Source organism: Pandoraea iniqua (assembly GCF_902459685.1).
In the GTDB taxonomy this organism is placed as follows: domain Bacteria; phylum Pseudomonadota; class Gammaproteobacteria; order Burkholderiales; family Burkholderiaceae; genus Pandoraea; species Pandoraea iniqua.
On sequence record NZ_CABPSF010000005.1, the window covers coordinates 316,017 to 340,150 of the forward strand.

The window sequence follows — 24,134 nt, forward strand, 5'->3', positions numbered from 1 at the left end:
GAAACACTTCTGAGGAAACGCGCCGGCATCACGCGACTGGTGAAAATAGAAGTGCATAAGAATCAATACGTTGTCCTCGATGGCCCGGAAGTTGCGTCATGTCTTGCAAGACAGGCGGACCTGACCGCCGGCACAAGAGGAAGTCATGACGAAGTCGCTCTCTCGCCCCTTGGGCGCCGCTGCGGCGCTGGCGTTGATGTTGTTCGTGGGGATGTCGGCATCGGCACATGCCGCCACCCCCGCCCGTACGGCGAATCATTCGGTCGTATCAACGGGCAACACGGCCAGCGCGACCGCCGGTACCCGGCCGACGCGGGCCACACGATCGAAGCGTGTGGCCCGCAGTTCGGCTCGTGCACCGACGCATATGCCGCCGGGCGCACCGCCTCCCGCACTGGTCGATGCCGTACCGCCGCCGTGGAACGACGTGTTCGGTGCTGCGGGCGCGTGGGCTGCCGAGCCGATCATCGTCGGTGGGAAGACGCTGGGCGGCACACTTGCCAATGCCGGCGTGACGCAACATGTCGACTCGGTCATCACGGGACCACGTGCCGGGCTGACGGGCTTGTATCAGACCGTCTGGCATCGCGCGTTGTCGGGGCCGGCGCAGAACCCGCAGCAAATGTTCGTCGCATCCCCCGAGTACTTCGGACTGCATTTCTAATTCTCCCGACAGATCCGGCAGGTCGAGACGGTGCGCTTGCCCGCACCAACGCTCGCGCTTGCCGAATTCACCGAGGCATTGACCGGGCTATCCGGTGTCCGATGCCTGCGGTACGCTCGGCCCCCCGATGTCAGCCAAGGGCCTGCTTCGCAAGGCCCGCGCCACTCGTGTGTTTCGAGCGCACCGGCCTTTGCTTTTCCCTTTGTCTCTCACTTGCCTCGCCAAGATCAATGCGGTTAGGATTAACCCGCAGTTCACGCGTGGCAGTTCTCAAGACATGCCGACTGCCGGCATGCCATTCCGTTCTGGAGCCCCCTTATGAGCACGCCTGAAGTTTCTGTGCAAAGCCCTCCCCAGCAGAAGAAAGCGGTTCCCATAGGACTGATCGCCGGTATCGTCGTCCTGATTGCCGTGCTCCTGATCCCCATGCCCGATGACCTGCCGGTCGCCGGCCACCGCATGCTCGCGATTCTCGCGTTCGCCGTGGTGGTGTGGATTACCGAAGCTGTCTCTTACGAAGCCAGCGCCATCATCATCACGTCGTTGATGGCTTTCCTCGTGGGCACCGCGCCCACGATTCAAGATCCGAGCGTCGAATACGGCACGTCGCGTGCCATCAGCATGGCGCTGGCGGGCTTCTCCAACTCGGCGCTCGCGCTCGTGGCAGGTGCGTTGTTCATCGCCGCTGCCATGACGCTCACCGGGCTCGATCGCCGCATCGCCCTCGTCACGCTTTCCAAAATCGGCACGAGCACGCGCCGCGTGATGATCGGTGCCATTGCCGTGACCATCCTGCTCTCGCTCGTCGTGCCGAGCGCCACCGCGCGCAGCGCCTGTGTGGTGCCGATCATGATGGGTGTGATCGCCGCGTTCGGCGTGGACAAGCGCTCGAACATCGCCGCCGGCATCATGATCATCGTGGCGCAGGCCACCAGTATCTGGAACGTCGGCATTCAGACGGCCGCCGCGCAGAACCTGCTCACCGTCGGCTTCATGGACAAGATGCTGGGCGACCGTATTACGTGGGCCGAATGGCTGGTCGCGGGCGCACCGTGGGCCGTCATCATGTCGGTGGTGCTCGTCGTGCTCGTGCTCAAGCTGATGCCGCCCGAAGCCGACGCCATCGCCGGTGGCAAGGAAGCCGTAGAAGCGCAACTGCGTGACATGGGCCCGATGACGAGCCCGCAAAAGCGCTTGCTGGCGGTATCGATCGGTCTGCTGCTGTTCTGGGCAACGGAAGGTAAGTTGCACCGCTTCGACACCACCTCGGTGACCTATGTGGGGCTGGTCGTGTTGATGCTGCCGCGCTTCGGTGTGATGACGTGGAAGGAAGTGCAGTCGCGTATTCCTTGGGGCACGGTCATCGTGTTCGGTGTCGGTATCAGTCTCGGTACGGCGCTCCTCACCACGCAAGCCGGTCAATGGCTCGGTAACCACGTGGTGGCGGCAACGGGTCTCGACTCGCTCTCGACGCTGGGTGTTTTCGCAGTGCTCGCCGCTTTCCTGATCCTGATTCACCTTGGCTTCGCGAGTGCAACCGCGCTGACCTCGGCCATGTTGCCGATTCTGATTGCCGTGCTGCAAACGCTGCCGGGCGACTTCAACCGGCTGGGTCTGACGATGCTGCTTGGCTTTACCGTGAGCTTCGGTTTCATCCTGCCGATCAACGCGCCGCAGAACATGGTGTGTCTGGGCACCGATACCTTCACCGCGAAGCAGTTCGCCAAGGTGGGGATCATCGTCACCATCGTCGGTTATGCGCTGCTCATGCTGTTTGCCGCGACTTACTGGCGCTGGCTGGGCTGGTTGTAAAGCGAATCATTGCAAGAGGTCATAAGGAGTCAACATGCGAATTCCAGTCAAAGACGCCATCGACTTCGGCAAGCAACTGCTTCTCGCGCAGGGTGTGCCGGACGATATCGCGTACGACGTTGCGCAACATCTGGTCGAGTCCGACCGTGTGGGTTACGCGAGCCACGGGCTCTCGATTCTGCCGACCTATCGCAAGGTGCTCGAAGACGGTCAGGTCAATCCGACCGGCCGTCCGAGCGTCATGACCGATCACGGCAATCTGCTGCTGTATGAAGGCAATCGCGGCTTCGGTCAGCACGTGGGCAAGTTCGTGGTCGAACATGCGATTGCCCGGGCGTTCGACAAGGGCGTGTGCATTCTGACGCTGCGCAACAGTCACCATCTGGGCCGCATGGGGCAGTACGGCGAGATGGTGGCGTTGCAGGGTCTGGTGTTCATGGCGTTCACCAACGTGACGAACCGTCAGCCGATGGTGGCGCCGTTCGGCGGCAGTGAGCCGCGCCTGACCACCAACCCGCTGTGCTTCGCAGGGCCGCTGCCTAACAACCGGCCGCCGCTCGTGGTGGATATGGCCACCAGCGCCATCGCCATCAACAAGGCGCGCGTGCTGGCGGCCGAGGGCAAGCAGGCGCCGCCGGGCTCGCTGATCGACGGCAACGGCAACCCGAGCACCGATCCGAATGCGCTGTTCACCGAGCCGTTTGGCGCGTTGCTGCCGTTCGGTGGACACAAGGGTTACGCACTCGGTATCGTGACGGAATTGCTCGCGGGCGTGCTCTCGGGCGGCGGTACGATTCAGCCGGAACACCCGCGTGCGGGCGTGGCCACGAACAACATGTTTGCCATCGTGCTCAATCCGCAGGTCGACTTCGCGGCGACGTGGCGTTCGCACGAAGTCGAGGCGTTCATCGACTATCTGACGTCGTGCCCGCCGCAGCCCGGTTTCGACCGGGTGCAATATCCGGGCGAGTACGAAGCGGAGAATCGCAAGAAGCACCACGATCACATCGACCTGACGGCGCCGATCTGGGAGTCGTTGATGAAGATGGCCGCCGAGCTGAACGTGGTGCCGCCGCGCACGTTGTAAGCACCGATGCGCGACCGGGCGGCGCATGATCTGGCGAGACCGGTGTCGAGTACGTAACAAACGAAAAGGCGATGTGCCCGGCATCGCAGGGAGAAGTGAAACGCATGGCATTACTCAAGGTAGATGTCGTCAGTACCGAGCGCGAAATCTATTCGGGCGAAGCACGATTTGTGGCGGTGCCCGGCAAGATGGGCGAGCTGGGGGTGCTGCCGGGGCATACGCCGTTGCTCACGCCGGTGCGCCCCGGCACCGTGCGCATCGAGAGCGAGGATGGGACGGATACCTACCTCTACATCGCAGGTGGTTTTGTCGAGATTCAACCCGATCGCGTCACAATTCTGGCCGACACGGCCATGCGTGCCGAGAGTCTGGACGAAGCGCGCGCCGAGCGTGCCCGCGAAGAAGCCAGTGCCCTGATCGAAACCCAAAGCGGTGACATCGATTACGCGAAGGCGCGGGCCGAGCTGGCCGAAGCCGTCGCGCAACTCGATGCGATCAAACGCATGCGCAAACAGAAACAGTCGAAGTAACCCCCTGCGGCAGGCCGACCGGCTTGCCGTATCGACGCTACCGCACACGCTGCGATAGCCGTCCCCCCGACAAACCGCCACCGGCATTTGCCCGTGGCGGTTTTCTTTTGGGTGCAACCGCCTGAGGTAAACCCCGAGGCGATTCCGGTTGCGCCATCTTTTTGAAATAACTATATTGCTCTCAGATAACAGTTATTGCAGTGAGATAACTGTTTAGCGAGAAATGCGATGTTCGCATGACCGCCATCTCAATGCACACGTTCGTGCCCTTGGAGTTCAAATGAGCGAGACAGCAAAGCAGCCGGAGCAGGAAGTTCTTTTCACGCAGGTCGGCAAGGTCGCCGTGATTACGTTGAATCGTCCGCAGGCGCTCAACGCCTGGACCATCGCCATGCGCGAGCTGATCATCGCGGCGCTCGAGCGTTTCAATGCCGACGACAACGTGGCGGCCGTGATCATGACGGGGGCAGGGCGCGCCTTCTCCGCGGGTCAGGATCTGGGCGAAGCCAAGCACTTCGACGGCGACACGGCCATCGAGTGGATCAAGGGCTGGGAGCATTACTACGACGTGATCCGCAGCCTGAAAAAGCCGCTGGTCATGGCGTTGAACGGCACGGCGGCCGGCTCGGCGTTTCAGGTCTCGCTGCTCGGCGACATCCGCGTGGGTCACCCGGGCGTGCGCATGGGCCAGCCGGAAATCAACGCAGGCATCGCCAGCACGACCGGCCCCTGGATCATGAATCACATGCTCGGCCTGTCGCGCACCATCGAACTCACGCTCACCGGCCGCCTGATGGACGCCGACGAGAGCCATCGACTTGGGCTCATTCATCACCTCGTGCCGGAAGACAAGGTGTTCGAGAAGGCGCTGGAAATCGCGACCGAACTGGCTGAGAAGCCGCCGGTGGCGATGCGTCTGGACAAGCAGCGTTTCCGCGAAATGACCGAAGGCACGTTTCAGGATGCCATCGAGGCCGGCATGCGCATTCAGCGCGAGTCGTACGAATCGGGTGAGCCGGCACGCATGATGGCCGCGTTCTTCGAAAAGCGCGCCGCCAAGGCACAAGCCGCCAAGGTCTGACGCGCACAACGTCCGGCCTGACCGGACGGTCGTCATCACAAGCCCCGCCGCGCAACACGTACCGTCGCGCGCGAAGCGGGGCAGCACACGCCACACACATACGGCATGCGCGCAGCGCCTGCCCCACGTTAGCGGAGTTACTCATGTCTTTCTCGCACGACCCGCAAAACCCCTCGCGCCGCCGCCTGTTGCAAGCCGCCGGGACCGTTGCCCTTGCCAGCGCCTTGCCGCTTGCCGTTTCGCGCGGTGCGCAGGCGCAAACGCGCCAGTTGATCGTCTCCGACCCGGGTGGTCCGTACACCACGGCGTACCGCCGCGCGTTCTACGACCCGTTCGAGAAGGCAACCGGCATCAAGGTGGTGAGCGTGGCGCGCGATTCGCAGCCGGTGGCGCAGTTCGCGGCCATGGTGCAGACGAAGAACTTCGTGTGGGACGTGACCACGCTGACGCTCTCTGCCGACATTCCGTATCTGGAATCGAAGGGTTTTCTCGAACCCATCGGCATGAAGGTGGCCGACTTCCCCGGCATCATGCCCGAGGCGGTCACGCCCGACTGGCTGGGGGTGGATGTGTACTCGACCGTGCTGGCCTATCGCACCGACAAGTTCACCAAGGAAACCCCGCAAACGTGGGCCGACTTCTGGGACGTGAAGCGTTTTCCCGGCCGCCGCTCGCTGCGCCGCAGCCCGCTCGACACCATCGAACAGGCACTCATGGCCGACGGCGTGCCCATCGACAAGCTGTATCCGCTGGACCTCGACCGGGCGTTCAAGTCGCTCGACCGCATCAAGCCGCACATCAATCTGTGGTGGACCTCGGGCGCGCAGGCCATGCAGGCGATTCAGAGCGGCGACGTGGACATGATGTCGACGTGGAATGGCCGTGCACAGGCGGCGATCGACAACAAGGCGCCGGTGAAGATCGTCTGGAATCAGGGGCTGTATTCCATCGAAGGCTGGGGCATTCCGAAGGGCACGCCGCGCGCCGAGTTTGCGCGTCAGTTCGTGCGCTTCTGTGGCGACGCGCAGCGTCAGGCGCTCATCACGCAGGACCTCGCTTACGGGCCGACCAACCTCAAGGCCTTCGACTCCATTCCGAAAGACCGCGCACCGCTGTTGCCGACCGCACCGGACAACCTCAAGGGCATGCGTCTGCCGAGCCCGCAGTGGTGGGCGGAGAACCGCACCCGCGCGACCGAACGCTTCAACGCGTGGTTGCTGTCGTAAGCCGTTAGTCGTCAGTCGTCAGCCGTTTGCCGGAGGGGGGGTGGCGAAGGCCATTCGCCGTCGCTGTCTGCCGTTAGCTGCACCTTGCAGGATGAGAGTCGAACATGAGTACCAAACTGGAAACTGTCGGTCTTGCCAAGACGTATCGCGAGACGCCCGCGCTGCTGCCCACCGACCTGCGGGTCGCGGCAGGAGAATTTCTCACGCTGCTCGGGCCGTCCGGCTCCGGCAAGACCACGCTGTTGCAGATGATTTCGGGGCTGGTCGAACCGACGTCGGGGCAGTTGCTGATCGACGGACGCGACGCTACCCGTGACGCTCCCGGCAAACGCGGCATCGGCATGGTCTTCCAGAGTTACGCGCTGTTTCCGCACATGAGCGTGTGGGAGAACGTGGCCTACGGCTTGCGCATGCGCAAGCTGCCGAAGGCCGAGCTGGGCCCGGCCGTGGACGCCGCGCTGGCCATGGTCAAGATGCAGGCCTTTGCGCAGCGGCTGCCCTCGGAACTCTCGGGCGGGCAGCAGCAGCGCATTGCGCTTGCACGTTGTTTCGCGTTCCGGCCGTCGATCATCCTGCTCGACGAACCGCTGGGGGCGCTCGACAAGAAGTTGCGTGAACACATGCAGCTGGAGATTCGCCGCTTGCATCAGGAGTTGAGCGCGACGTTCATTTACGTGACGCACGATCAGGACGAAGCGCTCACGCTGTCCGACCGTATTTGCCTGATGAATCAGGCGCGTATCGAACAGATCGGCACGCCAACGCAACTGTACGACCGGCCTGCGACGCGCTTTGCGGCGGATTTTCTCGGGCACTCGAATCTGCTCGACGGCGTGGTCGAGCGCCTGCCTGACGGGCGCGTGGCGTTGCGCATGGGCAATACGCTGGTGCCGATCGGCCCGAGCCCGGATTTGCCTGCCGCAGGCGAGGCCAGTTTGCTGGTGCGCCCCGAAGCGGCGCGTCTTACGCCGCCGGGCGACGGTGCGCTGGCCGGCACGATTCGCGAAGTCGTGTTCCTCGGCGCCGATACGCGCGCCATCGTGACGCTGGGGCACGAGGGCGAGGGCATCGAAGCCGCCGACTTCACCGTGCGCTGTCCGCGCGAGTTGTCGCCGCGCGTGGGTGAGCGGGTCGGCCTTTCGTGGGACGACAGCCGTGCCACGTTGCTCACGCGTTGATCGCGTAGGAATCACCTGCGAATCATGCTGACCGCTCTCACTGCGCCGATGCGCTATTCGATATCCCGTCAGGCTTGCGCCTAAGGAGTTTTTGCCATGTGGCTTGTTCAACGCCTGCCTCAGGCGGGGCCCCGCTTTGCCTGGCCGAAGCGCCTGCAAGGCTGGTTGCCGGCTTTGCCCGCGCTGTTGTTTCTCGCGGTGTTCTTCATCGTGCCGGTCGTCGAGATTCTGCAAGGCGGTCTGTACGACGCCGACGGCGTGCTCTCGATTGCCCAGTTCGCGCGCATGACGCATTCGGCCGTCTATGTGAAGGTGCTCGGCTCGACGTTCTGGATTGCATTTCTCACGGCAGCGCTTTCGGTGGTGCTCGGCTATCCCGTGGCGTATCTGCTGGCGCGCCTGTCGAACCGGTCCCGCGAGCGCTGGCTGTTGTGGATCGTGCTGCCGTTCTGGACGAGCTATCTCGTCAAAACCTACGCGTGGATGCTGCTGCTCTCCAAGACCGGGCTGCTCACCATCGTCGCCACGCATCTGGGCCTGATCGACGACGCCAGCACGCTGGCACCGTCGCTCACGGGCGTGCTGATCGGTATGGTGCACGCGATGCTGCCGCTGGCCGTCATGACCATGCTGCCGATCATGCGCGGCATCAATATGCAACTGGTGCAGGCCGCCGAGACGCTCGGGGCTGACCGCACCACGGGATTTTTCACGGTGTTTCTGCCGTTGTCGGGGCCGGGTGCGGCTGCGGCCGGGCTGCTGGTGTTCATCTCGAGTCTCGGCTTCTTCATCGTGCCGGCGCTGCTCGGTTCGCCGCGCGAATCGATGGTGGCGCAGTTGGTCATCTCGTCGGTACTGGAGCTGTTCGATCTGCGCTTTGCCGGTGCATTGTCGACCGTATTGCTGCTGTGCTCGATCGTCGTGTTCTACGTGTACGACCGCGTGGTCGGTCTGTCGTCGCTGGCCGGCGAGGCGCCGCAGCGCGCCGGTGGGCAGGGCGGCCGGTTGCTGCCGGTGCTGCTGGCAATCGGGCGTGTGGCGGGCAAGCTCACGCCCAGCTTCGGGCGCTCGGGTGGTGCCGGGAGTGGGATCGGCCTGAAAGCTTATGCGTGGGTGATCGTGCTGGCGCTTGTGTTGCCGATTGCGTTCGTGGTGCCGCTCGCGTTCACCAAGCAGGCGTTCGTGGCATTCCCGCCCGAGTTGTTCACGCTGAAGTGGTTCGTGGCGTTTTTGGAATCGAGCGTCTGGCAATCGGCGCTGCTGCGCTCGCTGGGCGTGGGGTTTGCGACGGCGGCGCTGGCGCTGGTACTCGGCTTCGGCGCGAGTCTTGCGCTGGTGCGTCTGCCGAGCCGCTGGCGCAAGCCGCTGTTTGCCGTGTTCATCGCGCCGCTGATCGTGCCGCGCATCGTGGTGGCCGTCGGCCTGCTGTATTTGTTTGCGCGCTGGGAACTGGCAGGTACCAATGCCGGGCTCGTGATCGGTCACACCGTGCTCGCGATTCCCTATGTGGTGGTGACGCTCTCGGCCAGCTTCAAACGCTTCGACTGGAGGCTCGATGACGCCGCCAAGATGCTCGGAGCCTCGGCCTTCACGCGGGTTCGCACGGTGCTGCTGCCGTTGCTGGCCGCCAGCCTCGGCTCGGCGTTCCTGTTCGCCTTCATCGTCTCGTTCGACGATCTGACGATTGCAATCTTCGTGTCCGGCGGGATCAACACCACGCTGCCCAAGCAGATGTGGGACGACATTCAACTGGCCGTCACGCCGACGCTCGCTGCCGTGGCCACCTCGCTGGTGTTCCTGATGGCGTTCTGCGTCTGGTTGTCTTCGATGTTCAAACGTAAGAGCTACTGATTCCTGCGGATTTTCGTATGTCCATGTCCAATGCTGCCCGAGTGGTTCCGACGACTGTGCCAATGACTGTGCCGTCACACCCGTACACCCGATATTTCCCCCAGCGCGCCGAAGGCGATCAACTGGATGTCGTGCCGCTGTTGATGGCTGGCCTCGCCCGCGGGGGCGCGGCGTCGCCGGTGACGCATCCGGTCGTCGTTTATGAAGGCGAAGCCATCGACCGGGCGCAGATGGCGCAACGCGTGGCGGCCATGCAGGCGTGGTTTGCCGCGCAAGGTCTCGTGCCCGGTGACCGCGTCGCCGTCATGCTCGGCAATAGCGCCACGCAGGTGGCGTTGATCTATGCGCTGATGCTTTCGGGACTCGTCTGGGTGCCGGTCAATACCCGCCTCAAGGGCGATGGCCTCGAATACCTGCTGGGGCACGCCAAGCCTAAGTTGCTGATCGCGGAGCCGGCGTTCGGTGACGTGCTCGATGCCGGGCTGGCGCTCGCTGCGCAGCAACCCGGGCATCACGGACCGAGCGTCGTCCGGTGCTGGTTGAGCGACGTGCAACGCCAAGCGTCGGCCTTCGACGGCGCGGCGCTGCGGGCCGCGCCGGTCACCCCGGCCTCGGTGCTGTGCATCATCTACACGTCGGGCACGACGGGGGCGCCGAAGGGCGTGCTCTTCACGCACCGCATGATGCGCATCGCCAGCGAGGCCGCGATGCAGGTGGCCGATGCCGGCAACGGCGACCGCCTGTTCCTGTGGGAGCCGCTGTGCCATATCGGTGGTGCGCAGATGCTGTTGCTGCCGTTTCTGGCCGACGTCGAAATGCATGTGGTCGAACGGTTCTCCGCCAGCCGTTTCTGGCAGCAGTGCGAGGCGGCGCAGGCGACGCATCTGCACTATCTGGGCGGCATTCTCGACATTCTGATGCAACAGCCGCGAGAGGCCCAGCCGGCGAACAACAGTCTGCGCGTGGCGTGGGGCGCGGGGGTTGCGGCCAGCGCATGGCAGGCGACGCGCGAGCGTTTGCAGTGCGCACTGCGCGAGTGCTATGGCATGACGGAATGCTCCAGCTTTGCCACGCTCAACGACACCGATACGCCGGGTTCTATCGGTCACGCGCTGCCGTGGCTCACGCTGGAATTACTCGACGATGAAGGTCGTCCGGTGCCTGATGGCGAACTGGGCGAGATCGTGTTGTCGAGCGATGTCGACGGGGTGTTCCTGCCGGGCTATCTCGATAACCCGGAAGCCAGCGCCAAGGCGTTGCGCGACGGCAAGCTCTACACGGGCGACAGCGCGCGCCGCAGCCCGGATGGCAGTCTGGTGTTCGTCGGACGCCGCACTGACAGCATGCGTGTGCGCGGGGAGAACGTGTCGGCGTGGGAGATCGAGCGCGTATTTGCACGACATCCGGCGGTGGCGGCCTGCGCGGCGATTGGCGTTGCGAGCGAGATCGGCGAGCAGGACGTGCTGCTCTACGTGCAGTTTCGCGACGGTCAGGCGATCGACTGGACGACGCTTGCGGCATGGGCCGGCGACAAGCTCGCCAGTTACCAGCGCCCGCGCTACTATCGCGAAACCGCGCGCTTCGAGACCACACCTTCGGAGCGCATTCGCAAGCATCTGCTGTCGCGCGACACCGCACCGGCGTGGGATCAAACGGCGGCGAAATGAGTGCGCAGGCGGGGTGGATTGTGCGTTCGTGAGTTCGTCCGAAAGGGATTTTCGAGTTATCGATATAAAATAGACTCTTATTTTTATGAGATAATTCAGGCCTGACTGCCTTATTCCATCACGATTGTGGCCACTAATAAAACTCCCCGCACCCGCGCCAAAACGGCCGCCGCCGACGATACGCCGGCGGCCGCTTCGAGTGAATCGACGTTGTACGTGCAGTCGGTCGAAAAGGCGATGAAAGTGCTGACCGCCTTCGACGGTTCGAAGCGTCATCTCTCGCTCTCCGAGATCGCCGCGGCCACCGGTTTCGACATCAGCGCGGCGCAGCGCTTTACCTTCACGCTCTCGGCGTTGGGCTATCTGCTCAAGGACCCGCAGAGCAAGAAGTACGAGCTCTCGCCCAAGCTGCTCGACTTCACCTATCACTATCTGGTCTCCAACGAGTTGGTGAGCCGCGCTGCGCCGTACCTTCAGCAGTTGGCCGCCGAGACGGAAGAGGCGACCAACCTGACCGTGCGGCTCGATACCGACATCGTGTTCGTGCTGCGGATCGTCAGCCGCAGTGTGTTCAACGCGAACGTGATCGTCGGCTCGCGACTGCCCGCCTATTGCACGGCACCGGGTCTGGCCATGCTGGCGACCCTCGAAGACGACGAGATCGACGACATCCTCGCGCGTACCAATCTGGTGGAATTCACGCCCGCAACCGTCTGGCAGCCGCGCAAGATCAAAGAGCGGCTGGCGCGCATTCGCAAGCAGGGTTACGCGCATACCGAAGACGAATACTTCATGGGCGATATTTCGACCTCGGCGGCGGTGGTCAATCTCGACGGCCGCGCGATCGGTGCGATCAATATTGCCGTGCCGCGGGTTCGCTGGAATGCCGGTCGCGACGAGCGCCGCTTCGCCGATCTCGTGATCCAGACGGCCGGTGCATTGTCGGCACGCCGGCGTCAGGACTAGGGCGTCGTCCTTCGTCAGGCGATGTAAGGCGCGCTGAGATCGGCCGGACGTGGACTTCGGCCAGTCGGCCGCCCGTCCGGTTGAAGTCTCAAAATGGCGTGCTAGAATCCCGCCGCATGGGGTTGGAGCAGGGCTGAATTCCAAGGATTCCGAGATACCGCGCAGAACACGCAGCCGCACATTGACGGTGTGTTCAGGGAAGTGCGTGTCAAGCCACGGCTGGCTGAGCCGGGGCGACGGAAGACCTGTAGAGAAACCGATGGCCGAACCGGGGCGGCCAGACGGTGCGCCAAACGGGGTGCGCAAGCGACTGCGGGACTTACCAATCCGAATCTCAGGCGGTGCAAAAGAATCTTGCCGCCACCCCCGCGCCTTCAATCCGCGCGACTGATACGCACAAGGGCTAGTTGCCCGGCGGGCAGCGCACACGGGGGAATGGAGCTATGGCTCTGGGGTTGTCGTTGCCTGCGTTGGACTTGCCGACGCTGCAATTCGTCACTTTCTTGCTGAGTATCGCGACGGGCATTCTGTTCATGCTCGATGCCTTGCGTCGCGACGAGGCCGAGTCTCCGCGCTGGTGGAGTCTGGCCTTCCTGCTCGCGACGTTCTCTCCCGTTCTCTATTTGCTGGCCGCGCGCAGCGGCCGATTGGCCGTGCTCTATCCGCTGGGGAATGCGGTTGCCACACTCGCCTTCGCCATGGTCTGGAGCGGGTCGCGACGATTTTACGGGCGTAGCGTGCAATGGGTTGCCGTGTTTGGCGGCCCGGCCGTGTTGCTGTGGGGAACATGGCTGTTTGCGCGTCCGCTCGACGCGTGGAGCGGCGGTGCCTTGTTCTTTTCGTTGCTCGCGATGTATAGCCTGATGGCGGCCAAGGAGTTCTGGCAGGCATCGGGGATGCGGCTGCCGAGCAGCATCGTGCTGGCGGTGGTGGCGGTATTGCACGGCAGTTTTTACACTGCGCGGGCGGTGGCGTTGGTCTGGCTGGGGCCGTCCGACCCCCGGTTTCTGGCGTGGTTCGGGGCGCAGGTGGCGACGACCGAGATGCTGGTGCTGATCGTCGTGGCGAGCTTCCTGATGGTGTCGCTTGGCAAAGAGCGCTCTGAAATCGCCTTGCACCGCGCGGCGACCCGCGACGGGCTCACGCAGGCGTTCAACCGGCCCGAGTTCACCCGGCTCGCCCGCGAGCAGATGCGCCGCCATGGGACGTCGCGCTCGCCGGTGGCACTGCTGCTGCTGGATCTCGATCACTTCAAGCGCATCAACGACACTTACGGCCACCCGTTCGGGGACACCGTGTTGCTGCTGTTCGCGCGCACGGCGGCGCAGCAACTGCGGGCGGACGACATCTTCGGGCGTTACGGCGGCGAGGAGTTCGCTCTGTTTCTGCCGGGCGTGGGCGTGACCGAGGCGCTGACCATTGCCGAGCGGGTACGCGAGGCGTTCGAGCGGGCAGGGCGCACGGTGCAGGGCGAAGCGGTGGCGGCAACGGTGAGTATCGGAGTCGCCTGCGACGAGCGCTCGCGCGGCGAGTTGTCGTCACTCGTTCAGCGTGCCGATCGTGCGCTTTATCAGGCCAAAGCGGCGGGCCGGAACCGCTGTGTGAGATATACGCCAGAGACGTCAATAACGATGACGGAAGCCCGTACGCCCTTGCGCGCAGCGGGGTAGAAAAGCATTGCGGCGCCCCCGATAACCGCGTATAAGTGATGGATCGAACATCAAGTCTGACGTTTATCGAGCGTCGATCCTACGATCTTTGCGAGACACTACCGATCTCTGAATTTCTTGGTTGTCCGGCACCGATGCCCAGCCGCGCGCACTGCGATGGCAGCACGTCGGGAGAACTGGGAGTTCACATGAGCACCGGTACCGTAAAGTGGTTTAACGACAGCAAGGGTTTCGGATTCATCACGCCGGACGAGGGGGGAGAAGACCTCTTCGCGCACTTTTCGGAAATCAAATCCGATCAGGGCGACGGATTCCGATCCCTCAGCGAGAATCAACAGGTGTCCTTCGACATCATCCGCGGTCCGAAGGGGTTGCTGGCTTCCAATATCAGACCCTCCTGATCTCATTTCCTTTCGTTGTGCTGGCCCGGGCGCGCACTCGACGCCGGGGAAAGTGCAGCGGTCGTCGAGGGCAATATGGCCTACGTCACTCCGTTTTATAAGGGTTTCCGTCTGGAGACGATGGTTTTCCGCGGTCAACACCCCGATTCGATAGAACGAAAGCATGACCGGACTTTCGTCGTTGCCGTCAGGATTACCCGCGCCACGCTCGAGGATCTCGACTATTCGGGGGAATCAAAGACGTACAAACTCCAGAGCCTTCCGTTCGACTCCATTGGAGAAGCGCGGCGCGCTGGCAACAATTACGCGCAGGGGCTGGTTGATAATCTGGTTGAGAGCGGCGCCAAAGCCCTGTGACCTTGTGAGGTCGACATGCATGCTTCACCTAGCTGGTTTTTGTATGCGGACTACCTTCCTCCGGACCGAACCCGGTTTTTATCCGTCGCTGCGATCACATTTGTCATGAGATTGCGCTACCGTGCCTACCGTGGCGCTGCCAGCGACCTGATGCAGCGCTCGCGGATGGCGAGCTGGTTGCCGGTTCCCGCCAAGGCGTGGGCCTTGAATGCCGTGAATATTCAGTAACGCTGCGCGATCCTGCGTGATCGATTGCGGCCAGTATCAAATCGCACGAGCACAACGAGCAATCCGTGATCGTCGATCATTGTCATTGACCGACCGCTGAGGATTCAAGAATGCTGACCCTTTCGAAGCAAGCCATTGTGGCCGCCATTCAACGCATTTCCGATACCGGACAGACGCGTCCTTCCGAAGCTGTGATCAATGCGCTACTTGCGCGAGAGCTGATTTGCCGCGTTGGCGAACGGCTGGAACTCACCCAGTTCGGGCGGTCGTATTGCCGCTCGGAGCGTGCACCCGCCTGGCGATAAGCAGAATAGCCCCGGATTCGGGGCAGTCTCGGGCGTTCATTTAGCGGGCATACGTGCCCGCTAAACGCATTTCAGGCGCTTAATGCCACGCCGGGGTGTACATGGATCGGCAGTAGGATTTACCGTACGGCGTCACTTCAAGGCGTTTGCCAACCCGGCGAACCAGTTCGCGGGCGAGTAGCGCGTCGATAACGGCGTCCGGTGGTGTGTCGTTTCCTTTCGCAATTAACTGAAGCGCGGCCGCAATGGCTTGTTTGGTGAGCGAAAGCATGGTTTTTCTCCTGATGCCGCCGTTTTATCGAGTATGCGCGCTATGACGCCGCATTGCTCGAAATCTTTAACGCCTATGGCTAAACAAGCAACAGGGTTAGGCATCAGAATGATTTGAAACGTCTTTACCGTGCGGCGCTGTGCGCGCGGCCTGCTTACCAGCGCCGGGAGATCAGGATGGATCGGAAAAACCAAGGGATCGAAGCACTTCCCGAAGAGCAGCGCGAGCGTTTTCTCGCCGCGTGTCTCGCGAGTGGGATTAACGTGAAGCGCCTGATCGTGACGGTAGAAACCAGCTATTCGGGCGAAGGTGCGCTTGCCCAGGCCATTCACGATGTTTATGTGAGCGGCATGCGTCGAATTCGGCATTACCGCTCGTCGGTCGACGAGGCCTCGTGGACCACCCAATTCGAGCAGGATGCCCGGGCCGGCGTGTTTAAGTAACACGCAGCCTTCGCGGCAAAACCGGCTTTCCAGACGCTGCACCGACCCGACTGACTTCGCCGGCATTGGATATCGCCGGGATTCTGGAGGTGATCATGGACGCATCGATCGAACCGTTGATCCTCGACCTGCTGGAGTGGATCGGGCCGGCGGGAAAGCCTTATGCCGAGATCATGGAAGCGTGGCGAACGTCATGCCCGCGCTTACCCGTCTGGGAAGAGGCTAACGCCCGCGGGTATCTCATCCGTATTCACACCCCCGGGGGTGTCGCCGAAATCGCGCTGAGTGCGGCGGGCTTAGCGTACATCGCCGCTGCACATCGCACACAAGCCGCCATTTCGTCGCAATAGCCGACTAACCGACTGGCGGGCAGCACCCGAAGGTTTAAACGGTGATTTCCGTCGACTGGTAGGTGATGTTCTGCCAGTGGCGATCGGTTTTGATCCAGACCGATACAAACCTCGCCTGATAATCGAACCATGTTGCGCCGTGATACCCGCTCGCGCGCCATCGGCCGACGACGATGATCGTATTGCCGTACTGCGTCGAGTGAAGCTGATCGACTTGCGCCGTATCCCAATGCCGTGTCCCGGTGCGATAAGACGCCAGCACATCGGTTTTGGTTTCGACAACGCCCCCCGGTTGAATGATGACGTAATCGGGATGCAGCAGCGACTCGATCACCTCGAGCCCGGTCGTTAAATCGAGATGCGCGCGTGCAAGGGCATGTTCGGCGAGTTCAACAGCCGCAATAGCTTCGTGGCTTTCCGTCATCGACATGGGTTACCAAGTCCAGCGCAGCCCCAGCGTCGCGGAGACGCTTTGTTGCCGCGTGTTATCGAGTTGTGTGAGGTAAGCAAGTGTGCCGTATACGCTCGCCGATTTGTTGAAACGGCCGGCCACACCGATACCGAATTGCGCAGACGTACTGTTGGCATTGGTCACAATTGGCGTGGTGCCGCCAAAGACCACGCGGCCGTCGCTGCCGAACGTGTGCAAGAGGTTGAACAGCAGGTAAGGGCGCAGCAGCCCCCGCGCGCCGTCGTAGTTGGCTTCGAGCCGTGCGCCGATACGCGCGAGCCACGCGTTCGTGTTGTCGAAAGCCACGCTGGAGATGCTGTCATTGAAATTGTCGATCGATTGATGTTGCCAGATGATCTGCGCCTGCGGCTCGAGCGCCAGCGTCGAAGTCAACGGGATCGGCCAACCGGCTTCCAGCGACGCGGCGAGCGCCTTGCCGTTCACGTCTCGATTCAGTCCGCTGAGCGGCCGTGTCTGATATTGCATTGCGGAGGCCAGCACGACGGCGTCCGTGTACGCGCCACCGGGCATCACGTGCGTCCAGTACAGCCCCGCGCTGTACATGTCGAGCGACAGCGAACCCGCCGCCGTGTCGTTCGCACCGAGCGCAAATCCCTGCACATCACCCGTGGCACGCGTCCAGCCGCCGAGCACGCCAACGTGATCGCTGTGTCCGCTGTCCGCCCGGCGCGCGAAGATATCGTGGCCGATCTGTACGCCGCCGATATTGCCGTCGAATTGCGGCGTCACGTCGCCCTTGGACCGCAGTTGTTCCGTTTGCCCCCACACGCGCACCCAGCCATCGGTCAGCCATCCGCGCTCGTCGAGCAGGCCTTGCTGGCCCTGTCGTTCGTGGAATGTTGCCATTTGCGCGAACCCGGCGGTGCGTGCGAGATCCGGCATGGCCGAATACACCGGCACTTCCACACGATAGATCGGTGCGGGCGAGTCTCCTGCCGGGAGTGCCGCCGGGGCACCCGCGCTGGCCGCCACCGGTGCGAGAACTTCCGTGACCTGTGCCCCCGTGACGGGGTCGGTGGTCGTGAGGAGGGTGGTCACCGGGACCGTTGAGCGCAGGTACCAGCTATTCGTGCTGTCGGCGGTCGTTCCGCCCTTGTACAGCATGTACGTGTACGCACCCGCCGAGACCGGTGCGCCAAGCGCGAACGCCGATGCCGACGAGGTTGCCCCGCCTACCGCACTCACCATCGGAATGCCGTTGCCGGTCGTGGCCGCGCCGCCCCCGCCCATGTTATTCACGTTGATCGACGTGTTGCCGCCGATGACGCCGCCGCTCACCGTGAGCGGGGCGACGCGCGAACTGTCGGCGCCCAGTACCGTGTCAATCGCGAGCGTGCCGCTCTGGCCCGTGTAGTTGCCCACGACGGTGAGCGTGCCGTTGCCGCTGCCATCGCCGGGGTGTACGGTGCCCGCATTGGTGACGTTGCCGGTGAGCGTGCCGGTGCCGGTCAGCGTCGCGCCCGACGCGATGGTGGTGGTCGCGCCGCCCAGTGTGCTCGTCAGATTGAACGTACCGCTCTGGAGTTGCGCAGTGTTGAAGTTGCCGCTGCCGCTCCATGTCCAGTTGGTGCCTTGCGCGAGCAGAGTGCCGAAATTGACAAACGCATTACTCGCCGTGCCGGTGCCTTGCAGAATCAACGTGCTGACTGCGCTGGTGCCGCCGTCGGCCGTGCCGATGATTTGCGACCCGGTTTGCAGCGTCAGTGTGTTCGATTTGGCTGCCGGGTTCATGTAGATGGCCGTGCCGACATTGCTCTGCACCAGCCCCGCGTTGGTGATCGAGATCGTGCCGTTCACCGTGCGAATGCCGTAACCTTGCTGGCTGATGATCTGGCCGCCGGCCTGATTCACGATCGATGAAGTGAACCCAAGTGCGGTGTTCGAGACGACAGCGTCGCTATTGATGCCGCGAGCCTCGATGTAGCCGCTGTTGGTGAAGTTATTGTTGTTGCCTTGCATGAACACCGTGAACGAGCGATTCGACGCCGTGCCGCCGGTGGTGATCAACGTGCCGGAGTTTGTCACGGTGCTTTGCCCGCCCACCACGCTCAAGGCACGGCTGCCGCTGCCGTTGGCCGTCACGGTCCCGGTGTTGACGACGGTGCTGAAAAGGCCGAGACCCGAGGCTTGCCCCCATGCCACGGTCATACCGTTCGCATCCGGGCCGGAGACGGTGATGGAGCCGTTGTTGGTGAGTGTTCCGTGGTTCCCGTTGATGGCCATGCCATCGTCTTGCGCGCCGTTTGCCGTGATGACGCCGGTCGACGTATTCACCAGCGTGTTGTAATCGTGTGCCCCCAGCATGGCCGCCCCGCGCCCGGTTGCCGTTGTACCAACGATGCTCACGGTGCCGGCGTTGGTAATCGTGCTCGACGAATCGACGGTAACGGTGGCAACGTTGGGCGTGGTGCGTGTCGACGAGATCGTGCTGCCCTGAGTGACATTGACGCTCACGTTGGTGCTGTTCGCCTGAGCCGCGACGACGCCGTCCGTGCCGGTGCAGGTCACCGTGGTGCCGCTGGCAGGGTTGACGTTGTCGCAGGCGGCCCGGGCATTGCCGACCAGACACAGCGATATCGCCAAGAGCACAGGTTTGAGCGGAAGCTGGCAATGGGCGGCGGCGAGCGCCTCGGTTGCGTGCGTTGGCTTTTTCATGGGCGTACTCCTGCGGGTAATAGTTTTAATTCAGTGAGTACATCCGAGCGCCTTCAAATTAGCTTGTAAATCAAATAATTACAAATTCTTGTGATCTTAAAAATACGATTATTACGATCGTCTGATATCAAGAAATCAACGCTATCGTTGAAATGATTCTTGTTTGATAAGTTTTTGTTTTTTAAGTGATTTTTGGTTTTCCATTTTCGATGGGAAACACTCGTCGAATTTTGTATTTTTGATTTTCGATTGAGGCATATTTTGGAAATTAAGGAGTTCGATATTCATGCCATCTTCTGTGCGAAATTCGCTGCTCTGGATATTCGACGCTTTCGAGCGCGACGAGACCTTCATTCACAAGCGGATGTTCGGCAGCGACGCTGCCTATGTCGGTGGCCTGCTCTGTCTGATCGCCGCCGATCGTGAATCGCCGTGGGACGGCTTGCTGGTGTGCACCTCGCAGGATCACCATGCTTCGCTGATGGAAGACATGCCCGCGTTGCGGCCCCATCCAGTGCTGGGCAAGTGGCTTTATGTGCCGCAATCCGACCCATCGTTCGAGGCCGTCGCGCACGCGATGACCGCGCGGGTACTGGCAGGCGATGCCCGCATCGGCGTCGAGCCCAAGCCGCGCAAACGCCGCGCGGCCAAAAAGAAGACGTAGCCTCAGGCACGCACAGCGACGTGCAGGTCAGCGCAGGTCTTTTCTGCTGGGCGACGCATCCGCCGTGCTTTCCCACTCGTATGTCTGAGTGCTTCCGACTTGCGAAGCGCCATGAATCGGGTGAAAGAATGAAAACACGTCAAATGTCCGGATTTTCCGGTGTTGTACTCGCGATCGCCGTGGTCATGGGCGGGCAGGCTGTGACGGTATCTGTGGCGTCTGCGGCGATGGACGGCGAGAAAACCGTGATGGTGGGCGGGGCGGCGATGTACCCGTCGAAGAACATCATTCAGAACGCCGTCAATTCGAAAGATCACACGACGTTAGTTGCCGCCGTCAAGGCAGGCGGGCTGGTCGACACGCTCTCCGGTCCCGGCCCCTTTACGGTCTTTGCGCCGACCAACGAAGCCTTTGCGGCACTGCCCGCCGGCACCGTCGACACGCTGCTCAAGCCTGAAAACAAACCGACGCTCGACAAAGTGCTCACGTATCACGTCGTGGCCGGCCGTCTGACTGCGCAAGATTTGATGAAAGCCGTGAGCGACGGCGGTGGCCGCGCGACGCTCAAGACGGTGGAAGGCGATTCGCTGACCGTCATGCAACAAGGCAATCGCCTGACCGTGACCGACGACAAGGGCGGTGTTGCCAATGTCACCATCGGCAACGTCATGCAATCGAACGGCGTGATTCACGTGGTCGACAAGGTGTTGATGCCCTGAGGTTAATTCCCTGAGGTTGATACCTTGAGGTTAATACCTTGAAGTTAATACCTTGATGCGAGCGCACGTGAGACCGAGCCGGACTCGCTCAATCTGCCGCCACGTGCACCATTTCCTCGACTTCGCCCGGCTGCTTTTTCTTCATGCGAATGAACAGCAATAAGGGCATGACCAGCAGCGTGAGAATCATCATCAGCTTGAAGTCATCCAGATAGGCGATCATCGCCGCCTGCCGGGTGACTTCGGCATTGAGCGCGGCAATGGCCGCCGATCCATACGTCTGTGCATACAACTCCAGTCCCTGCGTGAACGGTGTGATGTGTTCCGAGAGGACGGCGTGATTGACCTGCGTGTTCTGCGTGAGCAACGTCTGCACGACGGAGATGCCGATACTGCTGCCGATGTTGCGCGACAGGCTGTAAATCGCCGCCCCGTCGGCACGCAGGGCCCCCGGCAGCGTCGCGAACGTGACGGTGGTGAGCGGCACGAACACGAACCCCAGCCCGAAGCCCTGAATGACGCCCGGCCAGACGATGTCCGACGGACTGAGTGTCGTCGTGTAACCGGCCATCATATAAAGCGAATAGGCGGTGAGCGCGAAACCGAACCCGAGCAGATAACGAACGTCGACCTTGCCCACGAGGCGCCCGACGATCAGCATCGCGGCCATCGTGCCCGCGCCGGACGGCGCCGTGACCAACCCGGTCAGAATGGCCGGATAGCCGAACAGGCTTTGCAGCATGGGCGGTAGCAAGGCGCGGGTGGCGTAGAGAATGATCCCGACGACGAAGATGTAGATGATGCCGGTGTTGAAGTTGCGGTCGCGCAGCAGCGCCCGGTTGAAGAATGAATTCTCGTCGGCGGTCCACGTGTGCACGATGAAATAGGCGAAGCAGATGATCGCGCCGAGCATCTCGAGCCAGATCTCGGTCGAATTCAACCAGTCTTGCTGTTCACCCCGGTCGAGCAGCAATTGCAGTAGCCCAATCGCCAGCCCAAGCGTGACGAAGCCTAGCGCGTCGAACTTGCCGGCCTTGGCTTCGGGGGGCTCTTTCAGATACGCGGCGATGCCGAGAAACGCGATCAGTCCGATCGGCAGATTGATGTAGAACACCCAGCGCCAGTTGTAGCTGTCGGTGAGCCACCCGCCGAGCGACGGCCCGAGAATCGGTCCGACCATCACCCCCATGCCAAATACCGCCATCGCCGAGCCGTGCTTGTGCGGCGGATTGATGTCGAGCATGGTCGCTTGCGATAGCGGCACGAGTGCCGCGCCGCAGATGCCTTGGAACAGGCGCGCCGCCACGATTTCCGTGAGCGACTGCGCCATGCCGCACAGCGCAGAGGCGATCGTGAAGCCGGCGACCGACCACAGAAACACCCGGCGCCGCCCGAAGCGGGCACAGAGCGTACCGGTGAGCGGCGTGGCAATGGCGGCCGCGACGATATACGACGTCAGTACCCAAGTGATCGAGTCCTGCGAGGCGGACAGGCTGCCTTGCATGTGGGGCAGGGCAACGTTGGCGATAGTGCTGTCGAGCGTTTGCAGCACCGTCGCGAGCATGACGGAAATACTGACGAGCGCGCGATGCTTGTTGGCGTCGCCGGCGCTTTGCGGGGAAGACACGGTATTACCTCGGGTGGAATGCTTCGAACCTATTGTTGTTGTCGCGCCGCGCGCTGCTGTCGTCCCAGACGGGGTCGCCGGGACCAGCAGCGCTGCGGTGCGCTTGCGCGCCGATGTCAGGCGATCGGCGCGCTGTCTCCTTCACCGGTTTCTCAAAACTCCTTAATTCTCAAAAATTCTTAAAAAATCCTTATTCCGTTGTTTCGTCGTCGGCGTGTCTTGGCGTGGTCGACGTGCTCAATGTGGGCGGGCAGGCGGCCTCGGCACGGGTGAGATTCGTCAGCACTTTGCCGAGCAAGCGAGCCAGTTCGGTGCGTTCTGCCGGGGTGAGGTCGGCCATCGCGTCGCGTTCGACCATGCTGGCGAAAGCGACGATGGTGTCGATCTTGGCTTCCGACGCCTCGGTGAGATACAGCAGGTGCGCGCGCTTGTCGTTGGGATCGCGCTCGCGGCGCACCAATTCTTTTTCTCTGAGCCGGTCGAGCAGTCTGACGAGTGCCATGGGCGTCAACTCCATGCGTTCGGCCAGTTCGGCCTGTGTCTGTACACCGTAGCGGTGCAGCATCACCAGCACGCGGCATTGCGCACGGGTGAGATCGAAGTTGCCTCGGGCGCGCCGGTCGAACAAACGCGAGTGCACCCGGGCGACGTCGTGTACGAGCGTGCCGAAGCGGGACGACCAATCGATTTTCGGCATGGCGGACTCATGCCGGCAGGGCGTCGCCGGCAGGGAAATTAGTAAACAGGTTTATCATTTTGCCAGAGTCTCGCTTAGGACGGCAACTGTGGCAAATAGGTGACATGCGGGCGGAACGGCGGGGCCGTTCGGGGGACGGCTGGCGGGTTTTGCTCGGCGCGACGGGCATTCCGCGGGCGGTGGCTGTGCGGCGTTGCGGTCAACCGCAGTAAAAGTAAAAAGTGTAAGGAAAATAAGCACTTGACACATTGCTTCGGCGGAACAAGAAAGGAATGGTGCGATGCGTTAGGCGCGACCGCCATAGCGTGGCACCTAGCCCTTTTTTGACCCTAAGGAGTGTCAATCATGTTTGACCTTTCACAAGCTTCCGACGTCCTCTCGATCACCGAAGTCAACAATTTCCCCGCCCGGGGAGCGGCGAACTTCGCCAATCGGGCGGATTTGCGCGAAGAATCGTTGCCGTTCATCGTCACCATCGCCAGTGACGAAACCGAGCTGCGCGATGCCGTCGCCATGCGTCAGGCTGCCTATGGCCGCCACCTGCCGGATCTGGCCGCGACGCTGAGCGAGCCCGAGACGAGCGATCGTGAACCCGGTTCCATCGTGCTCGTGGCCCGTGCCCGTCTGGACGGCGCGGTGATCGGCACGATGCGGATTCAGACCAATCGTTATCAGGCGTTGCATCTGGAGGATTCGGCACCGCTGCCGGAATGGCTCGGCGACGCGGCACTCGCCGAAGCCACCCGTCTGGGCGTGGTGGCGGGCCCGGTGGGCCGGGCGGTGAAGACCGCGCTCTTCAAGGCGTTCTATCAGTACTGCCTGCTTTCGCGTATCGACTGGATGGTGATCACCGCGCGTCCGCCGTTGCATCGTCAGTACGAAGCGCTGATGTTCGTCGACGTATTCCCGTCGCAGGCGCTCATTCCGATGGCGCACGTGGGGGGTATCGGTCACCGCGTGCTGGCGCTGGACGTGGCAAACGCCCGTACGCGCTGGCAGGCGGCCGGGCATCCGCTGTTCGGCTACATGTGCCTGACGCATCATCCGGACTTGCGTCTGGGCATGCCCACGGTGGATGAGCCGGTCGCGTTTGACCGGACAGCACCGGGCGAAGCCAGTGTTGGCGCGCATTTGCGGGATTTATCTTTTGGTGCCGACGCGGTAGGATGCGTAGCAGCAGGCTACAGCCTGGCGGTGTAATGCCGTTATTTCT

Annotated in this window: 25 protein-coding genes; 20 read left to right on the forward strand and 5 right to left on the reverse strand. The window is 62.4% G+C overall.

Going from position 1 to position 24,134, the window contains the following annotated elements; genetic code table 11:
• Positions 1-145: 145 nt before the first annotated feature.
• The 15 genes from PIN31009_RS19060 to PIN31009_RS19125 all read left to right on the forward strand — a co-directional run bounded on the left by PIN31009_RS19060 (position 146) and on the right by PIN31009_RS19125 (position 15,023).
• A complete protein-coding gene (locus PIN31009_RS19060) occupies positions 146-664 on the forward strand; it encodes a hypothetical protein (protein WP_150791282.1) in 519 nt (172 codons plus the stop codon).
• Positions 665-982: 318 nt separating this feature from the next.
• Positions 983-2,476, forward strand: a complete 1,494-nt coding sequence (locus PIN31009_RS19065; protein WP_150685582.1) for a DASS family sodium-coupled anion symporter — start codon at positions 983-985, stop codon at positions 2,474-2,476.
• Positions 2,477-2,510: 34 nt separating this feature from the next.
• Complete coding sequence (locus PIN31009_RS19070; RefSeq protein WP_150685581.1) at positions 2,511-3,563, forward strand: Ldh family oxidoreductase; 1,053 nt, start codon at positions 2,511-2,513, stop codon at positions 3,561-3,563.
• Between the two features lie 104 nt (positions 3,564-3,667).
• Positions 3,668-4,093, forward strand: coding sequence for a F0F1 ATP synthase subunit epsilon (locus tag PIN31009_RS19075; protein WP_174996178.1), 426 nt, complete (start codon positions 3,668-3,670; stop codon positions 4,091-4,093).
• Between the two features lie 280 nt (positions 4,094-4,373).
• A complete protein-coding gene (locus PIN31009_RS19080) occupies positions 4,374-5,174 on the forward strand; it encodes an enoyl-CoA hydratase/isomerase family protein (protein ID WP_058378885.1) in 801 nt (266 codons plus the stop codon).
• A 143-nt stretch (positions 5,175-5,317) separates the two neighbouring features.
• Positions 5,318-6,400, forward strand: coding sequence for an ABC transporter substrate-binding protein (locus PIN31009_RS19085; protein WP_150791283.1), 1,083 nt, complete (start codon positions 5,318-5,320; stop codon positions 6,398-6,400).
• A 104-nt stretch (positions 6,401-6,504) separates the two neighbouring features.
• Positions 6,505-7,578 (forward strand): ABC transporter ATP-binding protein, encoded by a 1,074-nt coding sequence (locus tag PIN31009_RS19090; RefSeq protein WP_150791284.1) that lies wholly within the window; start codon positions 6,505-6,507, stop codon positions 7,576-7,578.
• A gap of 96 nt (positions 7,579-7,674) precedes the next feature.
• The gene (locus PIN31009_RS19095) at positions 7,675-9,429 is read left to right on the forward strand and encodes an ABC transporter permease subunit (RefSeq protein ID WP_150685576.1); all 1,755 of its coding nucleotides are present in this window, start codon (positions 7,675-7,677) and stop codon (positions 9,427-9,429) included.
• Between the two features lie 62 nt (positions 9,430-9,491).
• Positions 9,492-11,096, forward strand: coding sequence for an AMP-binding protein (locus PIN31009_RS19100; RefSeq protein ID WP_246185745.1), 1,605 nt, complete (start codon positions 9,492-9,494; stop codon positions 11,094-11,096).
• A 126-nt stretch (positions 11,097-11,222) separates the two neighbouring features.
• On the forward strand, positions 11,223-12,062 hold the full coding sequence (locus tag PIN31009_RS19105; protein ID WP_058378880.1) for an IclR family transcriptional regulator: 840 nt from the start codon (positions 11,223-11,225) through the stop codon (positions 12,060-12,062).
• 443 nt (positions 12,063-12,505) lie between these two features.
• Positions 12,506-13,732, forward strand: coding sequence for a GGDEF domain-containing protein (locus PIN31009_RS19110; protein WP_150791286.1), 1,227 nt, complete (start codon positions 12,506-12,508; stop codon positions 13,730-13,732).
• A 188-nt stretch (positions 13,733-13,920) separates the two neighbouring features.
• Positions 13,921-14,133 carry a cold-shock protein gene (locus PIN31009_RS19115; protein WP_150791287.1) on the forward strand — a complete coding sequence of 71 codons (213 nt, stop codon included), beginning with the start codon at positions 13,921-13,923 and terminating at the stop codon, positions 14,131-14,133.
• Between the two features lie 75 nt (positions 14,134-14,208).
• Entirely contained in the window at positions 14,209-14,490 is a 282-nt protein-coding gene (locus PIN31009_RS19120) for a hypothetical protein (RefSeq protein WP_058378877.1), read from the forward strand.
• Positions 14,491-14,595: 105 nt separating this feature from the next.
• Entirely contained in the window at positions 14,596-14,718 is a 123-nt protein-coding gene (locus PIN31009_RS28365) for a hypothetical protein (protein WP_281355883.1), read from the forward strand.
• Positions 14,719-14,828: 110 nt separating this feature from the next.
• Positions 14,829-15,023: a hypothetical protein gene (locus tag PIN31009_RS19125; protein WP_058378876.1), complete on the forward strand. Its 195-nt coding sequence runs from the start codon at positions 14,829-14,831 to the stop codon at positions 15,021-15,023.
• A 79-nt stretch (positions 15,024-15,102) separates the two neighbouring features.
• Here PIN31009_RS19125 and PIN31009_RS19130 read toward each other — a convergent pair whose 3' ends face one another.
• Complete coding sequence (locus tag PIN31009_RS19130) at positions 15,103-15,294, reverse strand: hypothetical protein (RefSeq protein WP_150685572.1); 192 nt, start codon at positions 15,292-15,294, stop codon at positions 15,103-15,105.
• A gap of 176 nt (positions 15,295-15,470) precedes the next feature.
• Here PIN31009_RS19130 and PIN31009_RS19135 point away from each other — a divergent pair, with 176 nt between their 5' ends.
• Both PIN31009_RS19135 and PIN31009_RS19140 read left to right on the forward strand, forming a co-directional pair.
• Positions 15,471-15,737: a hypothetical protein gene (locus PIN31009_RS19135; RefSeq protein ID WP_150791288.1), complete on the forward strand. Its 267-nt coding sequence runs from the start codon at positions 15,471-15,473 to the stop codon at positions 15,735-15,737.
• 95 nt (positions 15,738-15,832) lie between these two features.
• Positions 15,833-16,087 carry a 3-phosphoglycerate dehydrogenase gene (locus tag PIN31009_RS19140; RefSeq protein WP_150791289.1) on the forward strand — a complete coding sequence of 85 codons (255 nt, stop codon included), beginning with the start codon at positions 15,833-15,835 and terminating at the stop codon, positions 16,085-16,087.
• Between the two features lie 34 nt (positions 16,088-16,121).
• On the opposite strand, the gene PIN31009_RS19145 is transcribed toward PIN31009_RS19140, so the two are convergent.
• Positions 16,122-16,517: a nuclear transport factor 2 family protein gene (locus PIN31009_RS19145; protein ID WP_150685569.1), complete on the reverse strand. Its 396-nt coding sequence runs from the start codon at positions 16,515-16,517 to the stop codon at positions 16,122-16,124.
• Positions 16,518-16,520: 3 nt separating this feature from the next.
• Positions 16,521-19,214 carry an autotransporter family protein gene (locus tag PIN31009_RS19150; protein ID WP_150791290.1) on the reverse strand — a complete coding sequence of 898 codons (2,694 nt, stop codon included), beginning with the start codon at positions 19,212-19,214 and terminating at the stop codon, positions 16,521-16,523.
• Between the two features lie 286 nt (positions 19,215-19,500).
• Between PIN31009_RS19150 and PIN31009_RS19155 the strand changes: the two genes are divergently transcribed.
• The gene (locus tag PIN31009_RS19155) at positions 19,501-19,878 is read left to right on the forward strand and encodes a hypothetical protein (RefSeq protein ID WP_150791291.1); all 378 of its coding nucleotides are present in this window, start codon (positions 19,501-19,503) and stop codon (positions 19,876-19,878) included.
• Between the two features lie 143 nt (positions 19,879-20,021).
• Positions 20,022-20,597, forward strand: coding sequence for a fasciclin domain-containing protein (locus PIN31009_RS19160; RefSeq protein ID WP_246185746.1), 576 nt, complete (start codon positions 20,022-20,024; stop codon positions 20,595-20,597).
• Between the two features lie 88 nt (positions 20,598-20,685).
• Here PIN31009_RS19160 and PIN31009_RS19165 read toward each other — a convergent pair whose 3' ends face one another.
• Both PIN31009_RS19165 and PIN31009_RS19170 read right to left on the reverse strand, forming a co-directional pair.
• On the reverse strand, positions 20,686-22,224 hold the full coding sequence (locus PIN31009_RS19165; RefSeq protein ID WP_150685565.1) for an MDR family MFS transporter: 1,539 nt from the start codon (positions 22,222-22,224) through the stop codon (positions 20,686-20,688).
• Positions 22,225-22,414: 190 nt separating this feature from the next.
• Positions 22,415-22,921 carry a MarR family winged helix-turn-helix transcriptional regulator gene (locus PIN31009_RS19170; RefSeq protein WP_150791292.1) on the reverse strand — a complete coding sequence of 169 codons (507 nt, stop codon included), beginning with the start codon at positions 22,919-22,921 and terminating at the stop codon, positions 22,415-22,417.
• A 345-nt stretch (positions 22,922-23,266) separates the two neighbouring features.
• Here PIN31009_RS19170 and PIN31009_RS19175 point away from each other — a divergent pair, with 345 nt between their 5' ends.
• Complete coding sequence (locus PIN31009_RS19175) at positions 23,267-24,121, forward strand: N-acyl amino acid synthase FeeM domain-containing protein (RefSeq protein ID WP_150791293.1); 855 nt, start codon at positions 23,267-23,269, stop codon at positions 24,119-24,121.
• Positions 24,122-24,134 lie beyond the last annotated feature (13 nt).